This window comes from Streptomyces sp. NPDC001927 (genome assembly GCF_053594455.1).
On the sequence record NZ_JBSFEN010000006.1, the window covers coordinates 293941 to 315513 of the forward strand.

At 71.3% G+C, this 21573-nt stretch carries 25 protein-coding genes; 13 read left to right on the plus strand and 12 right to left on the minus strand.

The features are described from left to right. Positions 1–5: 5 nt before the first annotated feature. On the minus strand, positions 6–905 hold the full coding sequence (locus ACWCO8_RS18520; protein WP_451033103.1) for an MBL fold metallo-hydrolase: 900 nt from the start codon (positions 903–905) through the stop codon (positions 6–8). A 101-nt stretch (positions 906–1006) separates the two neighbouring features. Between ACWCO8_RS18520 and ACWCO8_RS18525 the strand changes: the two genes are divergently transcribed. Next, the gene (locus ACWCO8_RS18525; RefSeq protein ID WP_451033104.1) at positions 1007–1972 is read left to right on the plus strand and encodes an AraC family transcriptional regulator; all 966 of its coding nucleotides are present in this window, start codon (positions 1007–1009) and stop codon (positions 1970–1972) included. Here the strand turns inward: ACWCO8_RS18525 and ACWCO8_RS18530 are convergent. Beyond that, complete coding sequence (locus tag ACWCO8_RS18530; protein ID WP_362008755.1) at positions 1954–2298, minus strand: MerR family transcriptional regulator; 345 nt, start codon at positions 2296–2298, stop codon at positions 1954–1956. The two genes, ACWCO8_RS18525 and ACWCO8_RS18530, sit on opposite strands and share 19 nt — an antisense overlap. Positions 2299–2398: 100 nt before the next feature. On the opposite strand from ACWCO8_RS18530, the gene ACWCO8_RS18535 reads away from it, so the two are divergent. Further along, on the plus strand, positions 2399–3043 hold the full coding sequence (locus ACWCO8_RS18535; protein ID WP_451033105.1) for a flavodoxin family protein: 645 nt from the start codon (positions 2399–2401) through the stop codon (positions 3041–3043). Here ACWCO8_RS18535 and ACWCO8_RS18540 read toward each other — a convergent pair. From ACWCO8_RS18540 to ACWCO8_RS18550, 3 genes are all read right to left on the minus strand, one after another. Continuing rightward, positions 3022–3897, minus strand: coding sequence for an endo alpha-1,4 polygalactosaminidase (locus ACWCO8_RS18540; RefSeq protein ID WP_451033106.1), 876 nt, complete (start codon positions 3895–3897; stop codon positions 3022–3024). The genes ACWCO8_RS18535 and ACWCO8_RS18540 overlap by 22 nt on opposite strands. A 121-nt stretch (positions 3898–4018) precedes the next feature. Next, the gene (locus ACWCO8_RS18545; protein WP_451033107.1) at positions 4019–4444 is read right to left on the minus strand and encodes a hypothetical protein; all 426 of its coding nucleotides are present in this window, start codon (positions 4442–4444) and stop codon (positions 4019–4021) included. Then, positions 4441–5175: an SDR family oxidoreductase gene (locus tag ACWCO8_RS18550; RefSeq protein WP_451033108.1), complete on the minus strand. Its 735-nt coding sequence runs from the start codon at positions 5173–5175 to the stop codon at positions 4441–4443. Before ACWCO8_RS18550 ends, ACWCO8_RS18545 begins: the two co-directional genes overlap by 4 nt. A 129-nt stretch (positions 5176–5304) precedes the next feature. Between ACWCO8_RS18550 and ACWCO8_RS18555 the strand changes: the two genes are divergently transcribed. The 3 genes from ACWCO8_RS18555 (at position 5305) to ACWCO8_RS18565 (ending at position 12052) form a co-directional block, all read left to right on the plus strand. Further along, positions 5305–6195, plus strand: a complete 891-nt coding sequence (locus ACWCO8_RS18555; RefSeq protein ID WP_451033109.1) for a LysR family transcriptional regulator — start codon at positions 5305–5307, stop codon at positions 6193–6195. 207 nt (positions 6196–6402) lie between these two features. After that, positions 6403–10278 (plus strand): glycosyl hydrolase family 8, encoded by a 3876-nt coding sequence (locus ACWCO8_RS18560; protein ID WP_451033110.1) that lies wholly within the window; start codon positions 6403–6405, stop codon positions 10276–10278. Positions 10279–10306: 28 nt separating this feature from the next. Further along, positions 10307–12052 carry a discoidin domain-containing protein gene (locus tag ACWCO8_RS18565; RefSeq protein WP_451033111.1) on the plus strand — a complete coding sequence of 582 codons (1746 nt, stop codon included), beginning with the start codon at positions 10307–10309 and terminating at the stop codon, positions 12050–12052. A 14-nt stretch (positions 12053–12066) separates the two neighbouring features. Here ACWCO8_RS18565 and ACWCO8_RS18570 read toward each other — a convergent pair whose 3' ends face one another. From ACWCO8_RS18570 to ACWCO8_RS18585, 4 genes are all read right to left on the minus strand, one after another. Next, positions 12067–12513 carry an SRPBCC family protein gene (locus ACWCO8_RS18570; protein WP_451033112.1) on the minus strand — a complete coding sequence of 149 codons (447 nt, stop codon included), beginning with the start codon at positions 12511–12513 and terminating at the stop codon, positions 12067–12069. Between the two features lie 112 nt (positions 12514–12625). Continuing rightward, on the minus strand, positions 12626–13063 hold the full coding sequence (locus tag ACWCO8_RS18575) for a DUF5990 family protein (RefSeq protein ID WP_451033113.1): 438 nt from the start codon (positions 13061–13063) through the stop codon (positions 12626–12628). After that, complete coding sequence (locus ACWCO8_RS18580) at positions 13060–13389, minus strand: ArsR/SmtB family transcription factor (RefSeq protein ID WP_451033114.1); 330 nt, start codon at positions 13387–13389, stop codon at positions 13060–13062. Before ACWCO8_RS18580 ends, ACWCO8_RS18575 begins: the two co-directional genes overlap by 4 nt. Positions 13390–13411: 22 nt before the next feature. Next, complete coding sequence (locus ACWCO8_RS18585; protein WP_451033115.1) at positions 13412–14005, minus strand: cysteine hydrolase family protein; 594 nt, start codon at positions 14003–14005, stop codon at positions 13412–13414. A 144-nt stretch (positions 14006–14149) separates the two neighbouring features. Between ACWCO8_RS18585 and ACWCO8_RS18590 the strand changes: the two genes are divergently transcribed. Then, complete coding sequence (locus ACWCO8_RS18590) at positions 14150–15520, plus strand: cytochrome P450 (RefSeq protein WP_451033116.1); 1371 nt, start codon at positions 14150–14152, stop codon at positions 15518–15520. Positions 15521–15536: 16 nt separating this feature from the next. Here ACWCO8_RS18590 and ACWCO8_RS18595 read toward each other — a convergent pair whose 3' ends face one another. Both ACWCO8_RS18595 and ACWCO8_RS18600 read right to left on the minus strand, forming a co-directional pair. Beyond that, positions 15537–16211, minus strand: a complete 675-nt coding sequence (locus ACWCO8_RS18595) for a permease prefix domain 1-containing protein (protein WP_451033117.1) — start codon at positions 16209–16211, stop codon at positions 15537–15539. Beyond that, a complete protein-coding gene (locus tag ACWCO8_RS18600) occupies positions 16208–16549 on the minus strand; it encodes a PadR family transcriptional regulator (protein WP_362008778.1) in 342 nt (113 codons plus the stop codon). Before ACWCO8_RS18600 ends, ACWCO8_RS18595 begins: the two co-directional genes overlap by 4 nt. Before the next feature lie 85 nt (positions 16550–16634). On the opposite strand from ACWCO8_RS18600, the gene ACWCO8_RS18605 reads away from it, so the two are divergent. The 6 genes from ACWCO8_RS18605 (at position 16635) to ACWCO8_RS18630 (ending at position 20385) form a co-directional block, all read left to right on the plus strand. Continuing rightward, positions 16635–17081: a hypothetical protein gene (locus ACWCO8_RS18605; RefSeq protein WP_451033118.1), complete on the plus strand. Its 447-nt coding sequence runs from the start codon at positions 16635–16637 to the stop codon at positions 17079–17081. Between the two features lie 5 nt (positions 17082–17086). Beyond that, positions 17087–17329, plus strand: a complete 243-nt coding sequence (locus ACWCO8_RS18610; protein WP_451033119.1) for a hypothetical protein — start codon at positions 17087–17089, stop codon at positions 17327–17329. A gap of 56 nt (positions 17330–17385) precedes the next feature. Further along, entirely contained in the window at positions 17386–17970 is a 585-nt protein-coding gene (locus ACWCO8_RS18615) for a hypothetical protein (protein ID WP_362008784.1), read from the plus strand. Between the two features lie 23 nt (positions 17971–17993). Next, a complete protein-coding gene (locus tag ACWCO8_RS18620) occupies positions 17994–18824 on the plus strand; it encodes a DUF5995 family protein (RefSeq protein WP_451033120.1) in 831 nt (276 codons plus the stop codon). Positions 18825–18944: 120 nt separating this feature from the next. Beyond that, positions 18945–19460: a nucleotide triphosphate diphosphatase NUDT15 gene (locus ACWCO8_RS18625; RefSeq protein ID WP_451033121.1), complete on the plus strand. Its 516-nt coding sequence runs from the start codon at positions 18945–18947 to the stop codon at positions 19458–19460. An 85-nt stretch (positions 19461–19545) separates the two neighbouring features. After that, a complete protein-coding gene (locus tag ACWCO8_RS18630) occupies positions 19546–20385 on the plus strand; it encodes an SGNH/GDSL hydrolase family protein (RefSeq protein WP_451033122.1) in 840 nt (279 codons plus the stop codon). Here ACWCO8_RS18630 and ACWCO8_RS18635 read toward each other — a convergent pair. Beyond that, complete coding sequence (locus ACWCO8_RS18635; protein WP_362008795.1) at positions 20333–20737, minus strand: DUF5997 family protein; 405 nt, start codon at positions 20735–20737, stop codon at positions 20333–20335. The two genes, ACWCO8_RS18630 and ACWCO8_RS18635, sit on opposite strands and share 53 nt — an antisense overlap. Before the next feature lie 58 nt (positions 20738–20795). Here ACWCO8_RS18635 and ACWCO8_RS18640 point away from each other — a divergent pair, with 58 nt between their 5' ends. After that, positions 20796–21569, plus strand: coding sequence for a LysR family substrate-binding domain-containing protein (locus ACWCO8_RS18640; protein WP_451033123.1), 774 nt, complete (start codon positions 20796–20798; stop codon positions 21567–21569). The last annotated feature ends 4 nt before the right edge of the window (positions 21570–21573 follow it).

Consider the following 21573-nt stretch of genomic DNA (forward strand, 5'->3'; position numbering starts at 1 on the left):
GATCTCTAGGGCCGGCGGGCGAGCGTGAGGGTGCCGGCTTCGCGGCGGACCTCCGCGAAGCCGGTACCGCCGAAGTGGGCGGGGACGATCAGTTCCCGTTCATCGGCGGCCCGTTCGAGGACGCGGCGGCGGCTGGTGACGGCCGCCGCCGCGTCCAGGCAGAAGCAGCTGTTGCAGGAGGCACGGAGGAGCTGCACCGGGCTGTGCAGGAGGTCCCCGACGAAGACCGCGCGATCGCCTCCCGAAGCGAGCCTCAGCACGGCGGAGCCAGGGGTGTGGCCGGGCGCGGATTCCAGCGTGAGGTGTTCGTCGATGCGGTACGTGCCGTCCCAGAGCTCCACCTGACCGGCTCGGCGCACGGGCGCGACGCTGTCCTCGTACACGAGCCGGTCGTGCTCCTGCCTTCCGCTCCCCTCGGCGTTCCCCGGGCCGAAGAAGGCGTCGTCGGCAGCGGGAACGAGGTACTGGGCGTGGGGGAAGGTCGGGACCCACTCTCCGTCGGTCCGGGTCGTGTTCCAGCCGACGTGGTCTGCGTGGATGTGGGTGTTGACGACGACGTCGACGTCCTCGGGGCGGATCCCGGCGCGAGCCAGGGCGCCGAGGAAGTCTCCCTGCCAGTGGTGGAACGGCGTGCCGGGCCGCTCACGGCCATTGCCCACTCCGGTGTCGACGAGGACGGTCCGGCCGGCGCTGCGGAGGACCCACGTCTGGAGCGCCATCACGGCCTGGTCCGTGTGCGGATCCCAGTGGTCGGGCGCCAGCCACTGCTCGTTGGCGCGCCACAGCTCGGGCTCGGCGTCCGGGACCAGGCCTCGGGCGGGGGCGAAGGGGCCTTGCCATTCGACGACCCGAATGACTTCGACGTCTCCCAGGGTCATGCGCTGCGCGTTTTGTGTGGTGTTCATGGAATCGACCCTAGGGAGGCCTGCTTGAGCCTCTCAATGTCTGTACTGCTCCTGTGAATACGCGGTCGTCTCATGAGTGACACCACAGATACCCTGCCGTCATGGATGTGGTGAGCGATGCGATCGCGACCGTACGCATGGGGCGGGCATCGTCCAACCGTGTGCGGGCGAACGGGCGTTGGTGTGCGCGGCTCGCGCCGTACGACGGCGCGGGATTTCACGTCGTCCTTGAGGGCGGCTGCTGGCTGCTGCCGGACGACGGTCCGGCGGTGTCGCTCGGGGTGGGCGACGCGGTGCTCCTGCCGCACGGGACGGGGCATGTGATCGCTGACTCCCCCGCCGACGCGGAGACCGTCGCACGTGCGGTGCCGTTCGACGGGTGGACCGGTGGGGCGCCGGGCGGTTGGACCGGTGGGACACCGGACTCGTCCGCGCCCGCCGCGGAGCTTCTGTGCGGCAAGTACCGCCTCGATCACAGCCGCGTCCACCCACTGCTCGCCGAACTGCCGACCGTCGTCCATCTGCCGCACCGGGTGGGAGACCAGGCCGAACTGCGCGCCGCCATCTCTCTGTTGGGGGGCGAGCTGAGCGAGGACCGGCCCGGGGCGGGGATCGCCGTTCCCGGCCTCGTCGACCTCCTGCTGGTCTACATGATCAGGGCTTGGGTGGCCCAGGACGGCGGCGGGGCGTGGTCGGCCGTTCTCGGGGACCCTGTGACGGCGGCGGCCCTACGCGCGCTGCACGCCGACCCCTCCGCCGCCTGGACCAACGACCGGCTGGCCGCGGAGGCGGGCGTCTCGCGGCCCACGCTCGCGCGACGGTTCACCTCCCTGGTGGGGCGGCCGCCGATGGCGTACCTCACCTGGTGGCGGCTGACTCTGGCCGCCGCGCGGCTGCGCGACACGGAAGATTCCCTGGCGGCGATCGCCCGCCGCGTCGGCTACGGAACGCCGTACGCGCTGTCGCACGCCTTCAGCCGCGAGTTCGGTACGACACCGGGCCGGTACCGGGACCTCCGCCGGGAGCGGGAAGCGACCGGCACGGTGGATCAGGGGCTCGGCAGATAGCCCGCGAGGGCCTCGCGGCCTCGGCGGAGGTCCTCGATGCGGGCGTCGGCCGCGGCCAGTTCGCGGTCCAGGATCGCGCGGACGTCGACGCACCAGTTGAACTCGGGCAGTTCGCCCCGGGCGCAGGGCAGGATCTCCCTGATCACGTCCGTCGAGAGGCCGGCGCGCAGTAGGGCGCGGACCTGGCGGACGGTGGTCACGGCGTCGTCGGCGTAGTCGCGGTAGCCGTTCGGGCCGCGAGCGGCTTCGAGCAGGCCTTGCTCCTCGTAGTAGCGGAGCAGCCGCGTGCTGACGCCCGTGTGCCTCGACAGTTCTCCGATCAGCATGTGACCTGCCCGTTCATGTCGTGCTTGACCTTCGCATCGGTGTGAAGGCTTAACGTCCCTTCCAGGAAGGACATTCCGCACCGCACCACAGGAGACCGCCATGACCTCTCTGCCCCCGGTCGATCAGGGCCGTGAACGCTCGTTCCTCTTCGTCCTCGGGAGTTCCCGGCCCGACGGCAACACGGAGATACTCGCGCGCGCCGCGGCCGAGCAGTTGCCGGAGGGCGTCACACGGAACTGGGTGGACCTGTCGCGGCTCCCGCTGCCCGATTTCCAGGACGGCCGGCACGAGGGCGAGGGCTGGCCGGTCGGCGAGAACGAGGAGGCCCTGCGGCAGGCGACTCTGGCGGCGACGGACGTCGTCCTCGCCTCGCCGCTGTACTGGTACACCCTCTCCGCCCAGACCAAGCGCTATCTCGACTACTGGTCGGGCTGGCTGAACGTGCCCGGCTCGGACTTCAAGCAGCGGATGGCGGGCCGGACGCTGTGGGGCGTGAGCGTGATGGCGCACCGCGACGACATCGTCGCCGACGGGCTCGAGACGACGCTCCACCACACGGCCGCGTACATGGGGATGCGGTTCGGTGGCCTGCTCCGCGGCAACGGTTCGCGGCCGGGGCAGGTGCGCGACGACACGGCGGCGCTCGTCCGCGCCAAGACGTTCTTCCAGCGGGAGGCCCCGATCGCCCGGTTCCCGTTCGAGGAGGACGAGTCGGATGGTGGTCAGCAGGTCGCGCGGACGTAGCCGGTCTCACCGGCGGGGCGTACGTCGGTGTCGCGCAGGACGACGGAGAGGGTGGTGCCCCAGCGCTCGCAGGCGCGGGCGAGTCCCTGGGGTTCGTACTCGATGACGAGGACGCGGTTGTCGAAGGCGGTCGCGTACGGGCCGCATTCGTCGTACTGGCCGCACTCCTCGGCGACCGCGAAGTCGAAGCCGAGGGCGCGGCCGCGCTGGGCGAGTTCTGCGGCGTTCTTCTGCCCGATCGCGAGTCCCGCCTTGTGGGCGCGGGCGACGAGGAGCTCGGCGAAGGCCAGGTCGTGTTCGGGGGTGAGGCGGCCTTCGGAGCGTTCGTGGGAGTCGAGGTTGTCGGCCTCCACGGCCTGGAAGCCGGCGGCCGCGCAGCCGTCGATCCACTCGCCGACGACGCCGGCGAGCCGCTCGCGCTTGTCGGGTGTGGAGATGTCGAAGAGGGCCTCGTCCCAGTCCTGGTCCATGACCGGCGCTCCGTCGGCGGTCTTCAGGAGCAGGTCGGGGTGGTTCTTCTGCCACCAGTCGGTGGCGTCCGGCTGGGCCTGGAAGGCGTTGACGTAGCAGATGTTGTAGAGCCCCTCCGTCGGCTTCGCCGTCCGGTCGCGGGAGACCGCGCCGACTCCGGGGGGCGGCGGGTACGGTCCGCCGATCTGGTAGTCGAAGCCGACGTGGGGCTCGGGCGGGACGGCCGCGCGCGCGGAGGAGGGCGGCGGGGAGGACGGGGCCGAGTCGCCACCGCCCTCGCCGTCACCGGTCGCCCCGCATCCGACCGCCGTGGCGGCGAGGACGCCGACCAGGGTCAGCGTCGAGAGGTCGACGCGGAGGGGACGGGGTCGTCGGGCGCTCACGGTACGGGGCTCCAGGTCGTCGAGCGCCGTGTGCCGGGGCCTTTCGGCCACGGCGGCGGGGCGCGTGCGGTACGTGCAGACCTACCGTACGGCCCCGCCGGTGGCCTTCGGGCGCCGCCCGTCAGGGTTCCAGGGGGAGGGGCCGGTTGGCGCCCCTCAGGAACTCGACGGTGACGAAGACCAGCGGGGTGTCCCCGGTGTTCTCCAGGTCGTGGAGGAGGAAGTCGCCGGGGCCGAAGGTGAAGTGCCGGGTCTCGCCCGAGGTGTAGGCGACCTCGCGGGTCGTGCCGTCGTCGGTGTGCTGGCGGCTGCGGCCCGCGGTGACGGCGGTCCAGAAGTAGTCGAGGACGTGTCGGTGGGCGGGCAGGCGTTCGCCGGGAGCGAGGCGTATCTCCCAGACGCGGACGCGGTCGGTCTCGCTGAGCAGACGTCCGCCGACCTGGCTGTTGTAGGCGTTGTCCGCGAACTCCGCGCGCAGTTCCGGAGACCAGCCGGCGTGACCCTCGGCGGTCAGGGTCCCGGCGAGCGGGAGGCCTTCGGCGCTCACAGGCGGCCGCCGCCGTCCGTGTGGAGGACGGTTCCGGTGACGAACGGGCTGGACATCGCGTAGAGGACGGCGCGAACGAGGTCGTCCGGGGTGCCGGTGCGGCGGGCCGGGTTCCGCTCGGCGATGCCGCCGAGGAAGGCCTCCTTGCGCTCGCCGAGGCCGTCCCAGGCCCCGGAGTCCACGATGCCGGGCGAGACCGCGTTGACGCGGAGCGGGGCCAGTTCGACGGCGAGGGCCTCGACGAGGAAGGCCAGGGCGCCGTTGGTCGTCGCCATCACGACGCGCTCGGGCGAAGGCCGCCAGGCGGCGACGCCGGAGAAGAAGGTGAAGGAGCCGCCCTCACGGGCCTGTCCGGCGAGGTGCTTGGCGAGGAGGAGCGGGCCGAAGACCTTCGCGGAGAACGCGCGCTGCACGGCGGCGAACTCCAGTTCGGCGACCGGCCCGTTCGCGGGCATCGCGGCCGTGGAGACGAGGTGGTCGAACGAGCCGGTCCTGGCGGCCAGCTCGGCGATGGTGTCCTCGTCGGCGAGGTCGGTCCGGTGCAGGACGGACGGGCCGGGCAGGGCGTCCGCCGTCTCACGGAGCTTCGCGGCGTCCGGCCCGGCGAGCACGACGTGCGCCCCGGCCGCCGATGCGGTCCGGGCGATCCTGCGGCCGGTACGGGAGCCCGCGCCGACGACGACGAGGCGCTTGCCGTCCAGCGCCTCCTTGGCGATGAGGTCCAGGGTCATGAGAAGTCCTTCGGTGCGAGGGGGTGCCCGCCGGTCTCCTTCAGCTGGCGGCCGGCGCTCATCCAGGCTGCCCCGAGGAGCACGTATAGGTCCAAGACTTGATTTCTACCCCAGCGATAACATGCGTGAATGGCAACGCTCCGGCAGTTCGAGTACCTGGTCACCGTCGTCGACACAGGCTCGTTCACCCGGGCCGCCGCGCTGCTGCACGTGTCGCAGCCCGCACTCTCCAACCAGGTGCGGGCCCTGGAGCGGGCGGTCGGCGGCCCGCTCCTGGAGCGCCTGCCGCGCTCGGTCCGGCTGACCCCGATGGGCCGGGCGATGCTCCCGTACGCCCGTGCAGCGCTGGCCGACGCGGAGCGGGCCCGGGGCGCTGCGCGCCGGGCCGTCGGTCTGGAGGGCGGCGAGATCGTCGTCGCCGTCGTCTACTCGCTCACGCTGGGCGCGCTGCCGCCCGTGCTGCGCGTCTGGCACGGCGAGCACCCCGGGGTCCGGGTCCGGCTCCTTGAGTTCCCGCACACCGACGCCCTGCGGGCGGCGATGGCCGGTGGCCGGGCGGACCTGGCGATCGGTCCGGTGCCGGCGGACTGGGAGGGGCCGGTACGGGAGTTGGGCACGGAGGAGTTCGTCGTGATCCTGCCCGCCGACGACACCACAGGCAGCGGCCAGGTGAGCGACGGGCCGGAGCGGGTGCGCCTCGCCGACCTCGCCGATCGGGAGTGGGTCCAGTACGCGCCCGGCAACGGCCTCGCCGAAGTCGTGGACGCCGCCTGCGCCGAGGCGGGCTTCCGGCCCCGTACCTCCGTGCGCACGGAACAGACCGCCGCGGCGCCGCTCCTCGCGGCCGCGGGACTCGGTCCCGCGCTCGTTCCGGCCAACCTCCTGCCGGAGCACTTCGCGGGCCGCCTCCTGCGACCCGAGCCTCCGGTCCGGCGTGTTCTCGCCGCCTACACCCGGCCCGCCCCGGACCCGCTCGCGACTGCCTTCATCGACACGCTGGCCGCACACGTCTGCGTCTGACGGCCCTTCAAACCGACCCGCCGCTCACATATCTGAACGAGGGTCATATCCGCGGATCGCGTTCAGGGTCTTGCGCGCACCCCTCGACCGTCTCTACTCTCCCGCGCAATGGTTAGGAATATTTCCTAACCATTGGCTGAACAGCGACTGGAGTTCCCCCCATCGCTTCGCTTCTCCATCGAGCAGCTCTCACCCCGAGGACGTCGGATGTCATACGCACATCAGCCACGCCCCGCACACAGAGACCGCCCCCATCGGTGGCGCCGCCCCCTGGCGGTCGCCGCCGCCGTCGCCACCGCGCTGACCGGCATCACCGGCCTGGCCGGGGCCACCACCCCCACCACGGTCGAGTACCGGTTCGCGCCCGCGGCGGCCACCGCGATACCCGACCTGACCAGCGCGAACCGCCGCGCCCCCATCGCCGGTCTGCCCGACTGGAGCAAGGCCGGCTACCGGGGCGGCGCCGCCCTCCCCGGCACGGCCGAGGCCAACCCGGACGCGGCCTGTCACATCACGGCGGCCGAGCTCGCCTCCCAGTACAACGTGCGCGCCGACGGCAGCGACGCCACGACCGGTCTCCAGCAGGCCGTCGACGCGATCCGCGCGAACTGCACCCCGACGGCCGGCTACACCAAACTGTCCTCGATCACCCTGCCCGCCGGGCGGATCGTCGTGACCCGCCAACTCGCCCTGGACGCCGACTACATGGTGCTGCGCGGCGCGGGCATGGGGCAGACCACGCTCGCCTTCCGCCCGGACACCAACACCCGTTACGACACCCTCACCGCCGACGGCAGTGACTGGGACGAGGACGGGATGACCCACGGCGCCGGCAAGGGCGGCTGGACCTGGCCGGGACGAGGCCTGCTCCGGGTGCAGACCCGTGAGGTCTCCCCCAAGTACGCGAGCGACTTCGCCTCCGCACCCGCGAACCGCAAGGACATCTTCGAGGGCAGCGTCAACCAGCACTGGGCGAGCGGAGTCGCCCTGCGCGAGGGTTCGGCGGTCGGCGCCACCCAGATCAAGCTGGCCACCAACACGGACATGTCGCGCTTCAAGGCCGGCGCGCATCTGTGGGTCGGCGCGGCCAACACGGCGAAGTTCTACCAGCAGCAGACGGTCATGGACTCGTCCAAGTACGTGAACCTGCACATGCGGCAGCAGATCTTCCAGATCGCCTCCGTGGACACCGCGGGCAAGAACCTCACGATCGACAAGCCCCTCGAGTACGACCTGCCACTGAACTCGACCTCCGACGGCTCGGCCGCGATCGGCGGCACCGTCTACCCGAGCCGCGTCACCCCGCTCAAGGTCGTCCAGGGCGTCGGCATCGAGGACCTCAGCATCACCCAGGAACTCAACGGGATGCCCAAGCTCGGCGGCGGCACGTACAGCGTCACCCCGGCCGACGCCAAGGCCAACTTCGGCAACATCGCCCCGGAGTACGCCCAGCACGGCATCGTCCTGAAGTGGGCGGCCAACGTCTGGATCCGGCGGGCCGGCACCCAGATGACGGGCTCCCACGCCGTCGTCACCGAGAGCGCCAAGAACATCCAGGTGCAGGAGTCGTCCTTCGACGGTTCCTGGAACAAGGGCAAGGGCGGCAACGGCTACTTCCGCGGCTCGCGCGTCTGGGACTCCCTGTACGCGTACAACAAGAGCCGCAACCTGCGCCACTTCACCTTCCAGTGGTCCGCGTCGAACAACGTCGCCATCGGCAACGACTTCGACAGCGACCTGAATCTGCACGGTGGCTGGGAGCGCCGGAACCTCTTCGAGAACAACAAGGCCGCGGTGCCCTTCGAGAACTCCTCGAAGAACTGCCGCGCCAACTGCGGTGACGAGGGCGGCGGCACCCCCGACGACTCGACCTGGTGGCCGATCTGGTGGGGCGCGGGCCCGAAGGCCGTGAAGTGGTCCGGTGCGACCGGCCCGCAGAACGTCTTCTACGGCAACGACCTGAGCAAGCAGACCACGGCCGGCGGCGCGTACCAGCCGTACTACGCCGACCGTCAGCGCCTGTACCAGCTGGGCAGCGCGGCCTCCAACCCGTCGGCGTACCAGCACCTGGCGGAGAACGGCGCGACCATCCTGGACTGGGCGAGCAAGGAGAACCTCGACTACAGCAAGGCCCCGCACGCCGGAGTGAACGCCACGAAGACGGACACCTCCGGTTCGCTCTTCCTGAAGTCGACCGGCACACCGGGCCCCGGCGACCCCGGCGGTCCGGGCGAGCCCACGCCGACGCTGATCTCGCAGGGCAGGCCGGCGACGGCCTCCTCGATCGAGGGGTCCGGTTTTGAGGCCGGTCTCGCCGTGGACGGCAACACCGGGACCCGGTGGGCCAGTCTGGAGGGCGTGGACCCGCAGTGGATCCGCATCGATCTCGGGGCCTCGTACGCCCTCTCCCGGGTCAGGCTCAACTGGGAGGACGCGTACGGAAAGACGTACAAGATCCAGACCTCGAACGACGGCACCAACTGGACCGACGTCCACTCGACCAGCACCGGCGACGGCGCGATCGACGACCTGACGGTGACCGGCACGGGCCGCTACGTCCGGATGCACGGGACCGCGCGTGGCACCTCGTACGGCTACTCACTCTGGGAGTTCGAGGTCTACGGCACTCCGTCCTCGGGCGGCAGCGACGACACGACGGCGCCGAGCGTGCCCGGGAACCTGCGCTCGACGGCCACCACCTCCACCAGCGCCTCGCTCGCATGGAACGCGGCCACGGACAACGTCGGCGTCACCGGCTACGACGTGCTCCGGAACGGCACACTCGTGGGGACGGCCACCTCGACCTCGTACACCGACACCGGCCTGACGGCCTCCACCTCGTACACGTACACCGTCAAGGCCCGTGACGCCGCCGGGAACGTCTCCGGCGCGACCAACGCGCTCACCGTCACCACCCCGGCCGGCGGCAGCGGTCCGGCCGTGCCCTTCGGCAGCCACAGCCGTCCGTACGTCGCGGGGATCCTGAAGCCCACGGGCGCGCAGGGCACCCTGGACCAGAAGGTCGTCGATTACTACAACCACTGGAAGTCCGCCTTCGTCCGGCAGAACTGCGGCAACGGCTGGTACCAGGTCATCTCGCCCGACGCGGACCACCCGTACGTCGCCGAGGCGCAGGGGTACGGCATGGTCATCGCCGCGACGATGGCGGGGGCGGACCCGGACGCGAAGAAGATCTTCGACGGTCTGACCAAGTGGATGATCGACCACCCGTCCGCCATCAACCCGGACCTGCTCGCCGCCGAGCAGGACGTCAACTGCAACAGCGTCAACGGCGGTGACGGTGCCACGGACGGCGACATGGACGTCGCGTACGGGCTGCTGCTCGCCGACAAGCAGTGGGGCAGCTCCGGCACGTACAACTACAAGGCGCTGGCCCTGAAGCACATCGCCGCCATCAAGAAGGACGAGATCAACCCGTCGACGAACCTGCTGAAGCTGGGCGACTGGAGCAGCTCCGGCGACCAGTGGTACTACATCAGCCGTACGTCGGACTGGATGGTCGACCACTTCCGCGCCTTCCGCGCCGCGACCGGTGACGCGGCGTGGGACACGATCCGCAACGCGCACCAGACGGCGCAGGCGAACCTCCAGTCGTCGTACGCGCCGAACACGGGGCTGCTGCCGGACTTCGTCGTCAACACCAACACCACGCCCAAGCCCGCGGCGGGCCAGGTCCTGGAGTCCCCCAACGACGGCGCCTACTTCTGGAACGCGTGCCGCACACCGTGGCGCATCGCGGACGACGCGGTGACGAGCGGCGACGCCAAGTCCCTCACGGCGGCACGCAAGCTCAACACCTGGATCAAGTCGAAGACCGGCGGCGACCCGAACAAGATCGCCATCGGTTACAAGCTCGACGGCACGCAGATCGACGCGGGCAGCGAGGCGGCCTACTTCGCCCCGTTCGCGCTCGCGGCGATGACCGACCCGGGCAGCCAGGCGTGGCTCGACGCGCTCTGGAACAAGATGCTGGCGACGCCGATCGACACCAGCAGCTACTTCTCGGCGAGCATCCAGCTCCAGGTCATGATCACGGCATCCGGCAACCACTGGGTCCCGTAGCCGCCCCCGCCACCGACAAGGAGTTGTCATGCGACGAAGAGGACCGGTCCTGCTCGTCCTGTCCGGGCTGCTGTCCGTGCCCCTGATCGCCCTGCCGCAGGCGCAGGCCGCCGACGGTCTCGTCTCGACGGGCAAGCCGGCGACGGCCTCGTCCGTGGAGACCGGCGAGTTCCCGGCCCAACTGGCCGTGGACGGCGACACGGGGACACGGTGGGCCAGCCTGGAGGGCGTGGATCCGCAGTGGATCCGTATCGACCTCGGCACCAGTCACACGATCTCGCGCGTCAAGCTGAATTGGGAGGCCGCGCACGCAAAGACGTACAAGCTCCAGACCTCGAACGACGGCACGAACTGGACCGACATCTACTCCACGAGCTCCGGCGACGGAGTAGTGGACGATCTGACCGTTACCGGCGCCGGGCGGTACGTCCGAATGCACGGGACCGCGCGCGGCACCTCGTACGGCTACTCCCTCTGGGAGTTCGAGGTGTACGGCTCCCCCGCCCCGGGCGGTGACACGACGGCGCCGAGCGTGCCGGGTGGGCTGCGGGCGACGGGCACGAGCGCGAGCAGCGTCTCGCTCGCGTGGGACGCGGCCACGGACAACGTGGGAGTGAGCGGCTACGACGTCTTCCGGGGCGGTACGAAGGTCGGGAGCACCTCGTCGACCTCGTCCACGGACACGGGGCTCGCAGCCTCGACCGCGTACAGCTACACGGTCAAGGCGCGGGACGCGGCGGGGAACGTCTCCGGGGCGAGCACGGCGGTGAGCGTGAGCACGCAGTCGGGTGGCGGCGGCGGTCCGGTCGTCGACGTGTCGACGGCCGCTCAGCTGCAGAGCGCGCTGGCGAACGCCCAGCCGGGGCAGACGATCCGCCTTGCGGCGGGTGAGTACCGCGGTTCGTTCCAGACGCAGAAGGCGGGGACGGCGTCCGCGCCGATCACGCTGACGGGGCCGGCAGGCGCGGTCCTCGTCAACGACGGGCCGTCAGGCACCGGGCCGTCGTGCCCGGCCCCGACCGCCGGGGTCGACTCCGGTTACGGGCTCTGGCTGTACGGCGCCCCGTACTGGAAGCTCACCGGTTTCACCGTGAAGGAGTCGAAGAAGGGCGTCGTCCTGGACAACTCCCACCACGTGACGATCGACGGGCTGTCCGTGCACCACATCGACGAGGAAGCGGTGCACTTCCGGCGCTCCTCGGCCGACGGCGTGATCCAGAACTCGAGGATCAGCCACACCGGGCTCGTCCAGGCCGGCTACGGCGAGGGCGTCTACCTCGGCTCGGCCAACTCCAACTGGGCCTGCCACGGCAACCAGAGCGGCGTCGACCGCTCCGACCGCGTCCAGGTCATCGGCAACACCTTCGGCCCGAACATCGCCGCCGAGCACATCGACATCAAGGAGGGCACCTCGAACGGCGTGATCCGCGGGAACACCTTCAACGGGACCGGGATCAGCGGCCAGAACTCGGCCGACTCGTGGATCGACGCCAAGGGCATCGGCTATCTGATCGAGAACAACACCGGTACCTTCTCCTCGCCCGGCACGTTCGCGAAGGGATACGAGACCCACAATCCGTCGACGTCCCCGTCGTTCCTGAACGGCTGCGGCAATGTGTGGCGCGGCAACCGCTCCGACCTCGGTGGGGTGGGTGCCTACGCCATCAAGATCACGTCGACGTCGAAGTGCAGCGCGAACCCGAACGTCGTCCACGCGTCCAACACGGTCACGAACGCGGGCAGCGGCCTGACGAACATCCCCGTCACGCCGTGACCTGACCCGGGTGTCTACGACGCTTCGGCCGCCGCCTTGATGCGGCGGCCGAACGCGTCGGCGTCCTTGCGGGCGGCGGACAGGGCGAAACCGACGAGGAGCTTGCCGATGCCGTGGCCCTCCAGGACGTTGTGGATCCTGACCCTGGTGCCGCCCGTCGGCAGGGGTTCGAGGTCGTAGCCGCCCTCGCGGGCCTTGACGATGTTCTTGGAGATCTCGGCCCAGCGGATCCGGTGCGGCGCTTCGAACTCGGTGATGCGGAACTCGCGGGAGGTCGTCATCCCGGCGTCCTTCACCGTGCTGCGGAAGACGGTACCGACGGCCGTCGGGGTGTCAGGGACGCGTTCGATCTTCTGGACGCGGGGGCTGAACTTCGGGTCGTTGCGGCCGTCGGCGAGGAACGCGAAGACCTCGTCGATGGGGCGGTCGACGTCCGTCGTCGCCTCGAACTGTCCGGACATGAGCCCACTCCCTGGAGTCTTCGCTGTCGTGCGGCGATCGTACGGGCGGGAACCCCGCGCCGCGCTCCGGCAAGCGCCGGTCGGGTGACGGGGGCTCAGCGGCTCGTCGGGCTCAGCCCGCCGTCCATGCGATGCGGGGCGGGCGTACTGCGGCGCAGAGCGGCAGGCCGTGGGCGTCGGTGAGGCCGAGCCGTCCCTCGGCCGCGCCCCGGTCGACGGCGGTCGCGGGCAGGTCGTCGAGGAAGAGCTTGGCCCGGCGGAACATGGTGAACGCGCCGCCCGGGGGCCACTCGCCCCACGTGAGGTAGAGGAACCGCGCGCCGCGCTTGCCGTGGACGTACGGCCCGCGGAAGTCCCGGGTGCCGTCCGGTGCGAGCACCGTGTCCACGGTGAACTCCCACACCGCCTCGGCCGCGTCCCCCGGCACCGCGCCGTCCGGCTCGCGCCCGCGCTGCACGGCGACGTGGACGTCCTCGAACGTGCCGCAGGAGCGCCCCGGCAGTTCGCCGCCGACGATGCGCAGCGCGAGCGGTGTCCCGGCGGCCCTCATTCCTTCCCCACCACGGCCTGGAGCAGGCCGGGGAAGGCCTCCTCGAACTCCTCGCGGCGCAGCCCGTTCATTCGGGAGGTGCCGACGTAGTGCTGCCGGATGAGGCCGGCCTCGCGCAGCACGTGGAAGTGGTGCGTGGCGGTGGACTTGCTGACCGGGAGGTCGATGGCTCCGCAGTTGAGGTCCTGGTCCGCGGCGTGCAGCGCGCTGACGATCTGCCGGCGGACGGGGTCGACGAGGGCTTCCAGCACCTGCTGGAGGCCGATCGTGCGGAGGTCCGGGTGGGGCGGGACCCGGTCCTGCCCGCTGCGTTGTGGTGTCACCATCGGCTGTCTCGACCTCCCGCGGTCATCGTAGGGCACCCACCTGGTGAGCCGGGGCGGTGAAGGTGACGGCGGAGGCGGGGGTGGTGGTGTCGGCCTCGCGGCTGAGGGCCCAGGCGGCGACGCGGGAGACCGTGGCGGCGGGGACCGGGTCGGCGATTCCGGGGGCGGCCGGGATGTCGTGCGTGGCGTGGGCGTCGTACGGGAGGACGACGCGGTAGCCGAGCTCCAGGGCCGTGCGGGCGGTCGCCTGGACGCACATCTCGGACATCATTCCGCAGACGGCGAGCGAGCGTACGCCCGCGTCGGCGAGCATGCCGTTGAGTGAGGTCCCCGCGAAGCTGTCGTCCCGGACCTTGCGGATCACCACCTCGGTGGGGCCGGGCTCGACGCGGTGGTGGAGTTCCCAGCCGGGGGTGTGGGGTGCGCAGTCCGCGCCGGGCGGGCCGTCGTTCTGCACGTGGACGACGAGCGCGCCGCCCTCGCGCGCCCGGGCGATCAGGGCGGCCGTACGGTCCAGGAGACGGCCGGCGTCCGGTACGGCGCCGGGGCCGGTGACGAAGGCCGTCTGGACGTCCACGACGAGCAGGGCTTCTGCGGGGTGCGCGCGAAGGGTCATGGCGTCATCCTGTCCGGCCGCGCGTGGGCGCCTCCACAGGATTTCGCGGGGGCTTGCTACGGCGCATGGCGGGCGCCCGACCAGGCGTGATCCGGCGCACAGACCGGCCGGTAGGGGCGGGGCCGCGTGCTAGCGTCCGCGAGCGTGACATCCGCCCCCGGCGGGCCGGGGCCCGCTTCCGCGACGGCTCCCGTCGGCTCCTGTCCGTACGGTGGAACGACTCCGTACGGAGGGACGACTCCGCACGGTGGGACGACCGGCGCCGAGGGCTCTCCGCTCCCGCTCCTCGACCAGCTGGACGTCTTCGGGGAGGACTTCGTCCGCGACCCGTACCCGTGGCTCGACGTGCTGCGGGACCAGGCGCCCGTCCATCGCGACGCCGCGACCGGCCTGTGGCTGGTCAGCCGGTACGAGGACATCCGCCGGGTGCTGCTCGACCCCGAGGCGTTCCGGCCGGACAACGCCCAGCACGCGGTCACGCCGTTGAGCGTGCCGGCGCTCCGGCTGCTCGCCCGCGCGGGCTTCCGGCTGCGGCCCGCCCTCGCCAACAACGCGACCGAGAGCCACGCGGGCCTTCGCCGTGTCGTCACCCGGTTCTTCAACGCCCAGCGGGTCGCGGCGGCGGTGCCCGTCATCGAGCGGGTCGCGGGCGAACTCCTGGACGCCGTACGGGCGGAGCTCGACGGTCAGGGCGACAGCGACCTCTTCGGCACCTTCGCGCACACGCTCCCCTGCCGGGTCATGATGGAGCTGCTCGGCATCGACGGCCTGGCCCCGGAGACCCTGGTGCGCTGGAGCGACGCCTCCCTCGAGCTGTTCTACGGACGCCCGACGCCGGAGCGGCAGCTCGAACTGGCCGCGCTGGTCGGCGAGTTCCATCAGTGGCTGACCTCGGTCGTGACCGACCGGACCGCCCCGCCGGACAGTTTCGTCGGCGCGCTGGCCCGTCACCGGCTGCCGGACGGCGAGCCGGTGGACGTGGCGACGGCGGTCGGCGCATGCTTCTTCGTCTTCATCGCCGGGCAGTCCACGACCGGCCAGCTCATCGCCACAGTGCTTCGGGGCGCCCTGGCCGAACCCGGCCTCTGGCAGCGCCTGGCGCACGAGGAGGGCCTGGCCGAGGCCTGGGTCGAGGAGGTGCTGCGCCGCGAACCGCCCGTGACGACCTGGCGGCGCGTGACGGCAGCGCCGGTGGAACTGGGCGGCGTACGGCTCCCCGCCGGGGCCGAGCTGCTGCTGATGCTCCTGGGCAGCGGCTCCGACCGGGAGGTCTTCGACGCCCCCGAGCGGATGCTTCCCTCCCGCGAGAACGTCCGCCACCACCTCTCCTTCGGCGCGGGACGCCACCGCTGCCCGGGCGCGTCCCTCGCACGTACGGAGGCCGCCGTCGCGCTGCGCGCGGCGGCCCGCCGACTCCCCGGTCTCCATCCGACACCGGGCGCGCCGCTTCCGCCGGTCCTGGACCTGCTCTCGTTCCGGGCACCTCTGGAAGTGCGGGTGAGCGTCGCTCCGTAGGGAGCGCGCTCAGGGGTCATACGGGCAGCTTGGCGCAGCGGCGGCAGGCGCGGGCGGAGGGCGCGGTCAGCGCGTGCGAGGCGGCGGCGAGGGTGCAGGCGGTCGCGATCAGGGGCCAGGCGGCGGTCGTGAAGGCGGCGACGGCCAGGGAGAGGGTCGCCACGGCCATCGACACACTCGCCGTGGTGCCCGTCCAGGCGACCAGGAGCGGCAGCCGGTGCGGGACGCGTACGTGACGGGCGAGGGGGCCGGTGGCGGCGAGGGCGGTCGCTGCGAGCAGGGCAGCGACGCCCGCGACGGCGGCCAGGGACTGGGCCGTACCGGCGAGCAGTCCGTCCTGGCCGGTTCCCGTGGTGAGGAGCGCGTACCAGCAGGCGAGCAGCAGCGGGGCGACGAGGACGACGGAGCGGGCGGTGTGGCGGGCCTGGGCGACCGTCAGTTCGCGCTGGCATGAGGGTGCGAGCTCGGCGGGGCTGCCGAACTCCCGTACCGCTTCCTTGACCGCGTCCTCGTATCCGACCCCTTCATTGATCAGGGCCTCGGCGGTGTCGATGAGCCCGCCGCGTACCTCCTCGACGAGGCGCGCGGTGGCCTTGGGCGGGCCGTGGAGGGCGCTCCGGAGTTCCGCGACGTAGGCGTCGACGGGGTCGACGGGGTCGGTCGGGCCGGTGGGGTCCGCGGCGGCGCTCATGTCGCGGGTCCGGGGCGGACGGCCGGGTTCAGGACCGAGCCGATGGCCGCCGTGAACTCGTGCCAGGCCGCCCGCTCCCCCGCGAGGCCTTCGCGGCCGGCGTCGGTGAGTTCGTAGCAGCGCCGGCGGCGCTCGCCGACCGCGTCCCAGCTGCTGCTCAGCAGCCCGATCCGCTCCAGCCGGTTGAGCGCCGGGTAGATCGTGCCCGTGCGCAGGTCGAGCACGCCTCCGCTGCGCTGCTGGACTGCGGTGATGATCGCGTACCCGTGCAGCGGCCCCTGCTCCAGTACGGCCAGCAACAGTCCGTCGAGGTGCCCTCGCACCGCATCCGCCCTCATGAGTAGGCAGCCTACACACCAGAGGAGTAGACATGCTATCTATTGGCAGCCAACACATACGCTCACTCGACTGAAGAGGCCCGCGGTGACCAAGCTGCTGCTGTCCGTACATGTCCTCGCGGCGATCCTGGTGGTCGGACCGATCACCGTGGCCGCGTCACTGTTCCCCCGTTACGCGCGCCAGGCCTCGCCGGTCGCCGCGCTACTGCACCGGATCTGCCGGGGCTACGCCGTCGCCGGTGTCGCCGTCCCGGTCTTCGGCCTCGCGACCGCGCTCCAACTGGGCGTCCTCACCGACGCCTGGCTGCTGACATCGCTGGCGCTCACGGCGGTAGCCGCGGGCGTCCTGGCGCTAGCCATACTCCCCGGCCAGCGACTCCTCCTCAACGGCGGCGAGGGCGACGGGGACACGACCGGCGCCTCGCGCGCGACCGCCTCGCGCCTGGCCATGCTCACGGGGGTCTTCAACATCCTCTGGGCGGTCGTCGTCGTCCTCATGATCGTCCGCCCCGGCTCGACCACGGGAGCGTGACGCCCGTGCGCACCCTGCGTATCGCAGCCGCGGCGGAAGCAGCCTCCCTGGTGGCCCTCCTGGCCAACCTGCTCACGACACACACGCCCGCGATCTCGTCACTCGTCGGCCCGCTGCACGGCACGGCGTACCTCGTCACCATCGCGGCCGCCTGGCCGGCACCGGGCACACGCTGGCTCTCCGTCATCCCCGGCGTCGGCGGACTCCTGGCCCTGCGCAGGCTGAAGGGCGGCCATCAAGCCGCTTAGAGCGGCCGAGCCGTCCAGGATCATCACTCACAGGGAGTGATGATACGCTACGCACCGTGACAATGGAGCCCGAGGGCATTCCTCGAACCCGCACGAACGCGCCCAATCACGTCTACTACTTCGACATCGGGACCGGCATCTGGCAAGGAATCGCCACCTTCCGCGTCACCGATTGGCGTCGTCTCCTGCGCAGCGACATCGGGTTGATGAACAAGCTGCTCGCGGCCGCCATGCACACCGTCGAGCGGCTCACCGGTGCGCCGCGGCAGGAGTCGACGATCGTGGCGAAGCCGCACGAGGGCGAGTTCGGTGTGGCCGACAACGTGGTCAAGATCTCCAAGTTCGGCATGACCCTGTACCTCTTGGAAGAAGAGTACGTACTGCACAGTGACGGAATCGGAGTCACCGTGAACGGGAAGGAGAGGCTCGGCCCTGTGCCGGGCCTGCTCACGCGGACCTTCACCTACTCCGCGGAAATTCGCGACGAAGGGATGGCCGCGACGTACCTCATGCCGTTGCTCGGAACCCCTTGGACCGCGGACTACCAGGTCGCGGCCGACCGCCAGAGCCTCTTCGCGGAATTGCTGTGCGACTGGGGCAGGGTGACCGAGGAAACCCGCCTGATCAGCGCGCCGGCTTAGCGAGCGGCTGGAACAGACTCCCGATGACCGCCGAGTTCATGCTTCCCGCCGAAAAGGTCACCCGGGTCGCCGGACTGCTTGCCGACCGGGTCAGGCAGTACGACACCACGCGCGATCGCCGGGCCGCGTTCGCCTACACCTACTACCGCCTCACGACGACGCTCGCCACCGCCTTGGACGCCGGCAGCCCCGCGTTCAAGGACCCGCCGTGGGTCGCCGAGCTCTGCGAGACGCTCGCATCGGCCTACTTCAGCGCGATGGACAGCATCGATGAATGGCTGGCGGGACGATCCGGTGGGGCCTCAGGCGAAGTTCAGCCCAGCGATCTGCCCGACTCCATCCCTCAACCGTGGCGAGACGTCTTCGCCGCTTCGAGCGTCCGGCGCTCCTACCTGCTGGAAGACGTGCTCTTTTCCATGATGGCGCACATGTCCTACGACTTGCCGGAGGCATTGCGGCGCATGGCGACGTCCACGGGCGACCGCAGGCACATCGCCGACTTCCACCACATGAACGCCGTGCTGGCGTCCTGTATCGACGAGGTCCAGGACGACCTTTCGTCCAGGTACATGCGTGGACTCAGCTCTCTGGACAAGCTGTTCACCCGTAGCGACGAACTGCTGACCAATTACGGGATCCGGGTCGCACGGGGCTTGGCCTGGTTCAACTGCGACCGACTCCTGGACCCGGATTCGACCGAGGATGCGACGCAGTCGATCGGCAGGAGCACCGCCGCGCTCATCTCCGAGATCCGCTCCCCCGGCAACCGGAAGCTGCGCGCCGGCTTGTGGATCCTGCGCAGATTGATTCCCGACCGCCGGCACTGGCCCGCAGCGGGTACGCCCCTCGCGTGATCACCATGTCCCACGACAGGTGATCGTCGGCGAACAAGATCCCCTTTCGCAACAGGCCCTCGCCGGGCATGGTGTTGGCTGGTGGGCGACACGCGTCCATGGTTCGTACGAGGAGTCGACATGCGTCCGGCCGACCGGCCCACCACACCCCCGCCGCACCGCAACGCCCAGCCTCCGTCCGCGCAGGCCTCGCTCGGGGCCGGTGTCGTGGTGACCGACGCGGCCGGGCGGGTGCTGCTCGGGCTTCATCCGAGCGGCACGTGGGAGCTGCCCGGCGGCAAGGTCGATCCGGGCGAGTCCATCGAGCAGGCGGCCGTGCGCGAACTCGCCGAGGAGACCACCCTCGTGGCCGATGTGGCCGATGTCGACGTCGTCGGGATCCTGTTGGACTCGCTGACGTCGACGGACCTCACCCGGCTGACGGCGGTGGCGGTGGTACGGGCCTTCAGCGGCACCCCGGTCGTCGCGGAGCCGGACAAGATCGAGCGCTGGGAGTGGACCCCGCTCGACCGCCTCCCCGAGACGATGTTCGCGCCCTCCGCCCAGGCGCTCAGGACGTGGCGCCCGGAACTGCCCATCGAGGAGGGGCCGTTCCATCTCTACCCCATGGCCCCGGCGGCTCCACCGAACCCCTAGTCGCGTAATTGAATAGGTCGGGTGTTGAATACCGTCGAGGGCGCGCCGCACGAGGCGCGTCGCCGCACGGAGGAGCAGCAGGCGTATGCACACCGGCCCGTACGAGCGTTACGTCGCCCTGGGCGACAGTCAGACCGAAGGACTCGGGGACGGCGACGACAGCACGGGGCTGCGCGGTTGTGCCGACCGGCTCGCGGAGCTGATGGCGGTCGGCAGTCCGGGGCTCGCCTACGCCAACCTGGCCGTCCGGGGCAGGCTCGCCGGGCAGGTGCGCGCCGAGCAGCTCGGCCCTGCGCTCGCGCTGCGGCCCGACGTGGCCACCGTGGTGGCGGGGATGAACGACCTGCTCAGGCCCCGGTTCGACGCGGACGAGGCGGCCGGCCATCTGGAGGCGATGTTCGCCGAGCTCACCGCAGGAGGCGCACGGGTGGCGACGGTGACGTTCCCGGACCTCGGGCGGCTCGTCCCGGTGGCCCGGCCGCTCGGCTCCCGTGTCGTCGCGCTCAACGTGCGGATCCGGGAGGCGGCGGCGCGGCACGGTGTGGTGGTCGCCGAGACCGACCGGCACCCGGTGGTGACCGACGCCCGGCTGTGGAGCCCGGACCGGCTGCACGCCAGTCCGCTGGGTCATGCGCGGATCGCCGCCGCCGTGGCCGACGCCCTCGGGCTGCCCGGCAGCGACGACTCCTGGACGCGTCCGCTGCCGGCGGCGCCCGGAACGCCTCCGGCGGGCCCGCGCAGGGCGCTCGACGAGGCGCGATGGGTCGCGGGCTTCCTCGGCCCGTGGATCGGCAGACGCCTGCGCGGCCGCTCCTCCGGAGACGGCCGCACGGCGAAGCGTCCCGACCTCATGCCGGTCGGGAACGCGCAGGTCAGGACTGCGAGCGGTCGGCCTTCGCGGCCTTCTCCGCCTGCTTCTCCTTGATGCGGACCGCTTCCTTGCGGACATCGGCCTGGGTGGCGCGCTCCTTCTGGAGCCACTCCGGGGCTTCCTGCTTCAGGGCCTCGATCTGCTCGGTGGTGAGCGCCTCCGTGATGCCACCCCGGGCGAGGCCGGAGATGGAGATCCCCAGCTTCGCCGCGATCACCGGGCGGGGGTGGGGGCCGTTGCGGCGGAGCTCGCGGAGCCACTCGGGCGGATCGGTCTGCAGGGCGTTGAGCTCGGTGCGCGAGACCACACCCTCGCGGAACTCGGCGGGGGTGGCCTCAAGGTACACACCCAGCTTCTTCGCCGCGGTCGCGGGCTTCATCGTCTGGGCGGTCTGGTGCGACGTCATGGTCTCAAGGGTATCGAGCGTATGAACCACCGCTGACCACGGCGGGTAACCTGGCGGAGTGACTGGCCAGGAAGAACCCTCCTCGTTCCGGCTCGCGTACGTCCCCGGAGTGACGCCCACGAAGTGGGTGCGGATCTGGAACGAGCGGCTCCCGGACGTCCCACTGACCCTCGTCCAGGTTCCGGCCGACGAGGCCTTCGAGCTGCTGCGGGGCGGCGGCGCGGACGCCGGCTTCGTACGCCTGCCCGTCGACGACACGGACCTCAGCGCGATCCCCCTGTACGTCGAGACGACGGTCGTCGTCGTGCCGAAGGACCATGTGGCGGCGGCGGTCGAGGAGGTGTCGCCGGAGGACCTGGCCGAGGAGATCGTGCTGCACCCGCTCGACGACACCCTGGACTGGGAGCGCCCGCCGGGGCTGCCGGCCATGGAGCGCCCGGCGACGACGGCGGACGCGATCGAGCTCGTGGCGGCGGGCGTGGGGCTGCTGGTGGTTCCGCAGTCGCTGGCGCGGCTGCACCACCGCAAGGACCTCACCTACCGGACCCTGCGGGACGCGCCCGAGTCGCGGGTCGCGCTGTCCTGGCCGCAGGCCGAGCCGACCCCGGACCTGGTGGAGGAGTTCATCGGGATCGTCCGGGGCCGGACCGTGAACAGCACCCGCGGCCGTGCGCAGACTCCCCCACAGCCGAAGGCCAAGGCCAAGACCGGCGACAAGACCAAGCGTCCGGAGCGGAGCACCGGGGGCAGGCCCGCGGCAAAGGGCGGTGCCAAGGGCGCGAAGGGCGTCAAGCGCGGCGCCAAGCCCGGGAAGCCTCGCCGCAGGTCCTAGCCTT

Excerpts from the sequence above, each read along its gene's own strand:
- ACWCO8_RS18535 (WP_451033105.1), top strand. The coding sequence starts at position 2,399 with ATGACCTCTCTGCCCCCGGTCGATCAGGGCCGTGAACGCTCGTTCCTC.
- ACWCO8_RS18625 (WP_451033121.1), top strand. The coding sequence starts at position 18,945 with ATGCGTCCGGCCGACCGGCCCACCACACCCCCGCCGCACCGCAACGCC.
- ACWCO8_RS18630 (WP_451033122.1), top strand. The coding sequence starts at position 19,546 with ATGCACACCGGCCCGTACGAGCGTTACGTCGCCCTGGGCGACAGTCAG.
- ACWCO8_RS18620 (WP_451033120.1), top strand. The coding sequence starts at position 17,994 with ATGACCGCCGAGTTCATGCTTCCCGCCGAAAAGGTCACCCGGGTCGCC.
- ACWCO8_RS18565 (WP_451033111.1), top strand. The coding sequence starts at position 10,307 with ATGCGACGAAGAGGACCGGTCCTGCTCGTCCTGTCCGGGCTGCTGTCC.
- ACWCO8_RS18600 (WP_362008778.1), bottom strand. The coding sequence starts at position 16,549 with ATGAGGGCGGATGCGGTGCGAGGGCACCTCGACGGACTGTTGCTGGCC.
- ACWCO8_RS18595 (WP_451033117.1), bottom strand. The coding sequence starts at position 16,211 with ATGAGCGCCGCCGCGGACCCCACCGGCCCGACCGACCCCGTCGACCCC.
- ACWCO8_RS18555 (WP_451033109.1), top strand. The coding sequence starts at position 5,305 with ATGGCAACGCTCCGGCAGTTCGAGTACCTGGTCACCGTCGTCGACACA.
- ACWCO8_RS18570 (WP_451033112.1), bottom strand. The coding sequence starts at position 12,513 with ATGTCCGGACAGTTCGAGGCGACGACGGACGTCGACCGCCCCATCGAC.
- ACWCO8_RS18560 (WP_451033110.1), top strand. The coding sequence starts at position 6,403 with ATGTCATACGCACATCAGCCACGCCCCGCACACAGAGACCGCCCCCAT.
- ACWCO8_RS18585 (WP_451033115.1), bottom strand. The coding sequence starts at position 14,005 with ATGACCCTTCGCGCGCACCCCGCAGAAGCCCTGCTCGTCGTGGACGTC.
- ACWCO8_RS18575 (WP_451033113.1), bottom strand. The coding sequence starts at position 13,063 with ATGAGGGCCGCCGGGACACCGCTCGCGCTGCGCATCGTCGGCGGCGAA.
- ACWCO8_RS18525 (WP_451033104.1), top strand. The coding sequence starts at position 1,007 with ATGGATGTGGTGAGCGATGCGATCGCGACCGTACGCATGGGGCGGGCA.
- ACWCO8_RS18530 (WP_362008755.1), bottom strand. The coding sequence starts at position 2,298 with ATGCTGATCGGAGAACTGTCGAGGCACACGGGCGTCAGCACGCGGCTG.
- ACWCO8_RS18635 (WP_362008795.1), bottom strand. The coding sequence starts at position 20,737 with ATGACGTCGCACCAGACCGCCCAGACGATGAAGCCCGCGACCGCGGCG.
- ACWCO8_RS18520 (WP_451033103.1), bottom strand. The coding sequence starts at position 905 with ATGAACACCACACAAAACGCGCAGCGCATGACCCTGGGAGACGTCGAA.
- ACWCO8_RS18550 (WP_451033108.1), bottom strand. The coding sequence starts at position 5,175 with ATGACCCTGGACCTCATCGCCAAGGAGGCGCTGGACGGCAAGCGCCTC.
- ACWCO8_RS18580 (WP_451033114.1), bottom strand. The coding sequence starts at position 13,389 with ATGGTGACACCACAACGCAGCGGGCAGGACCGGGTCCCGCCCCACCCG.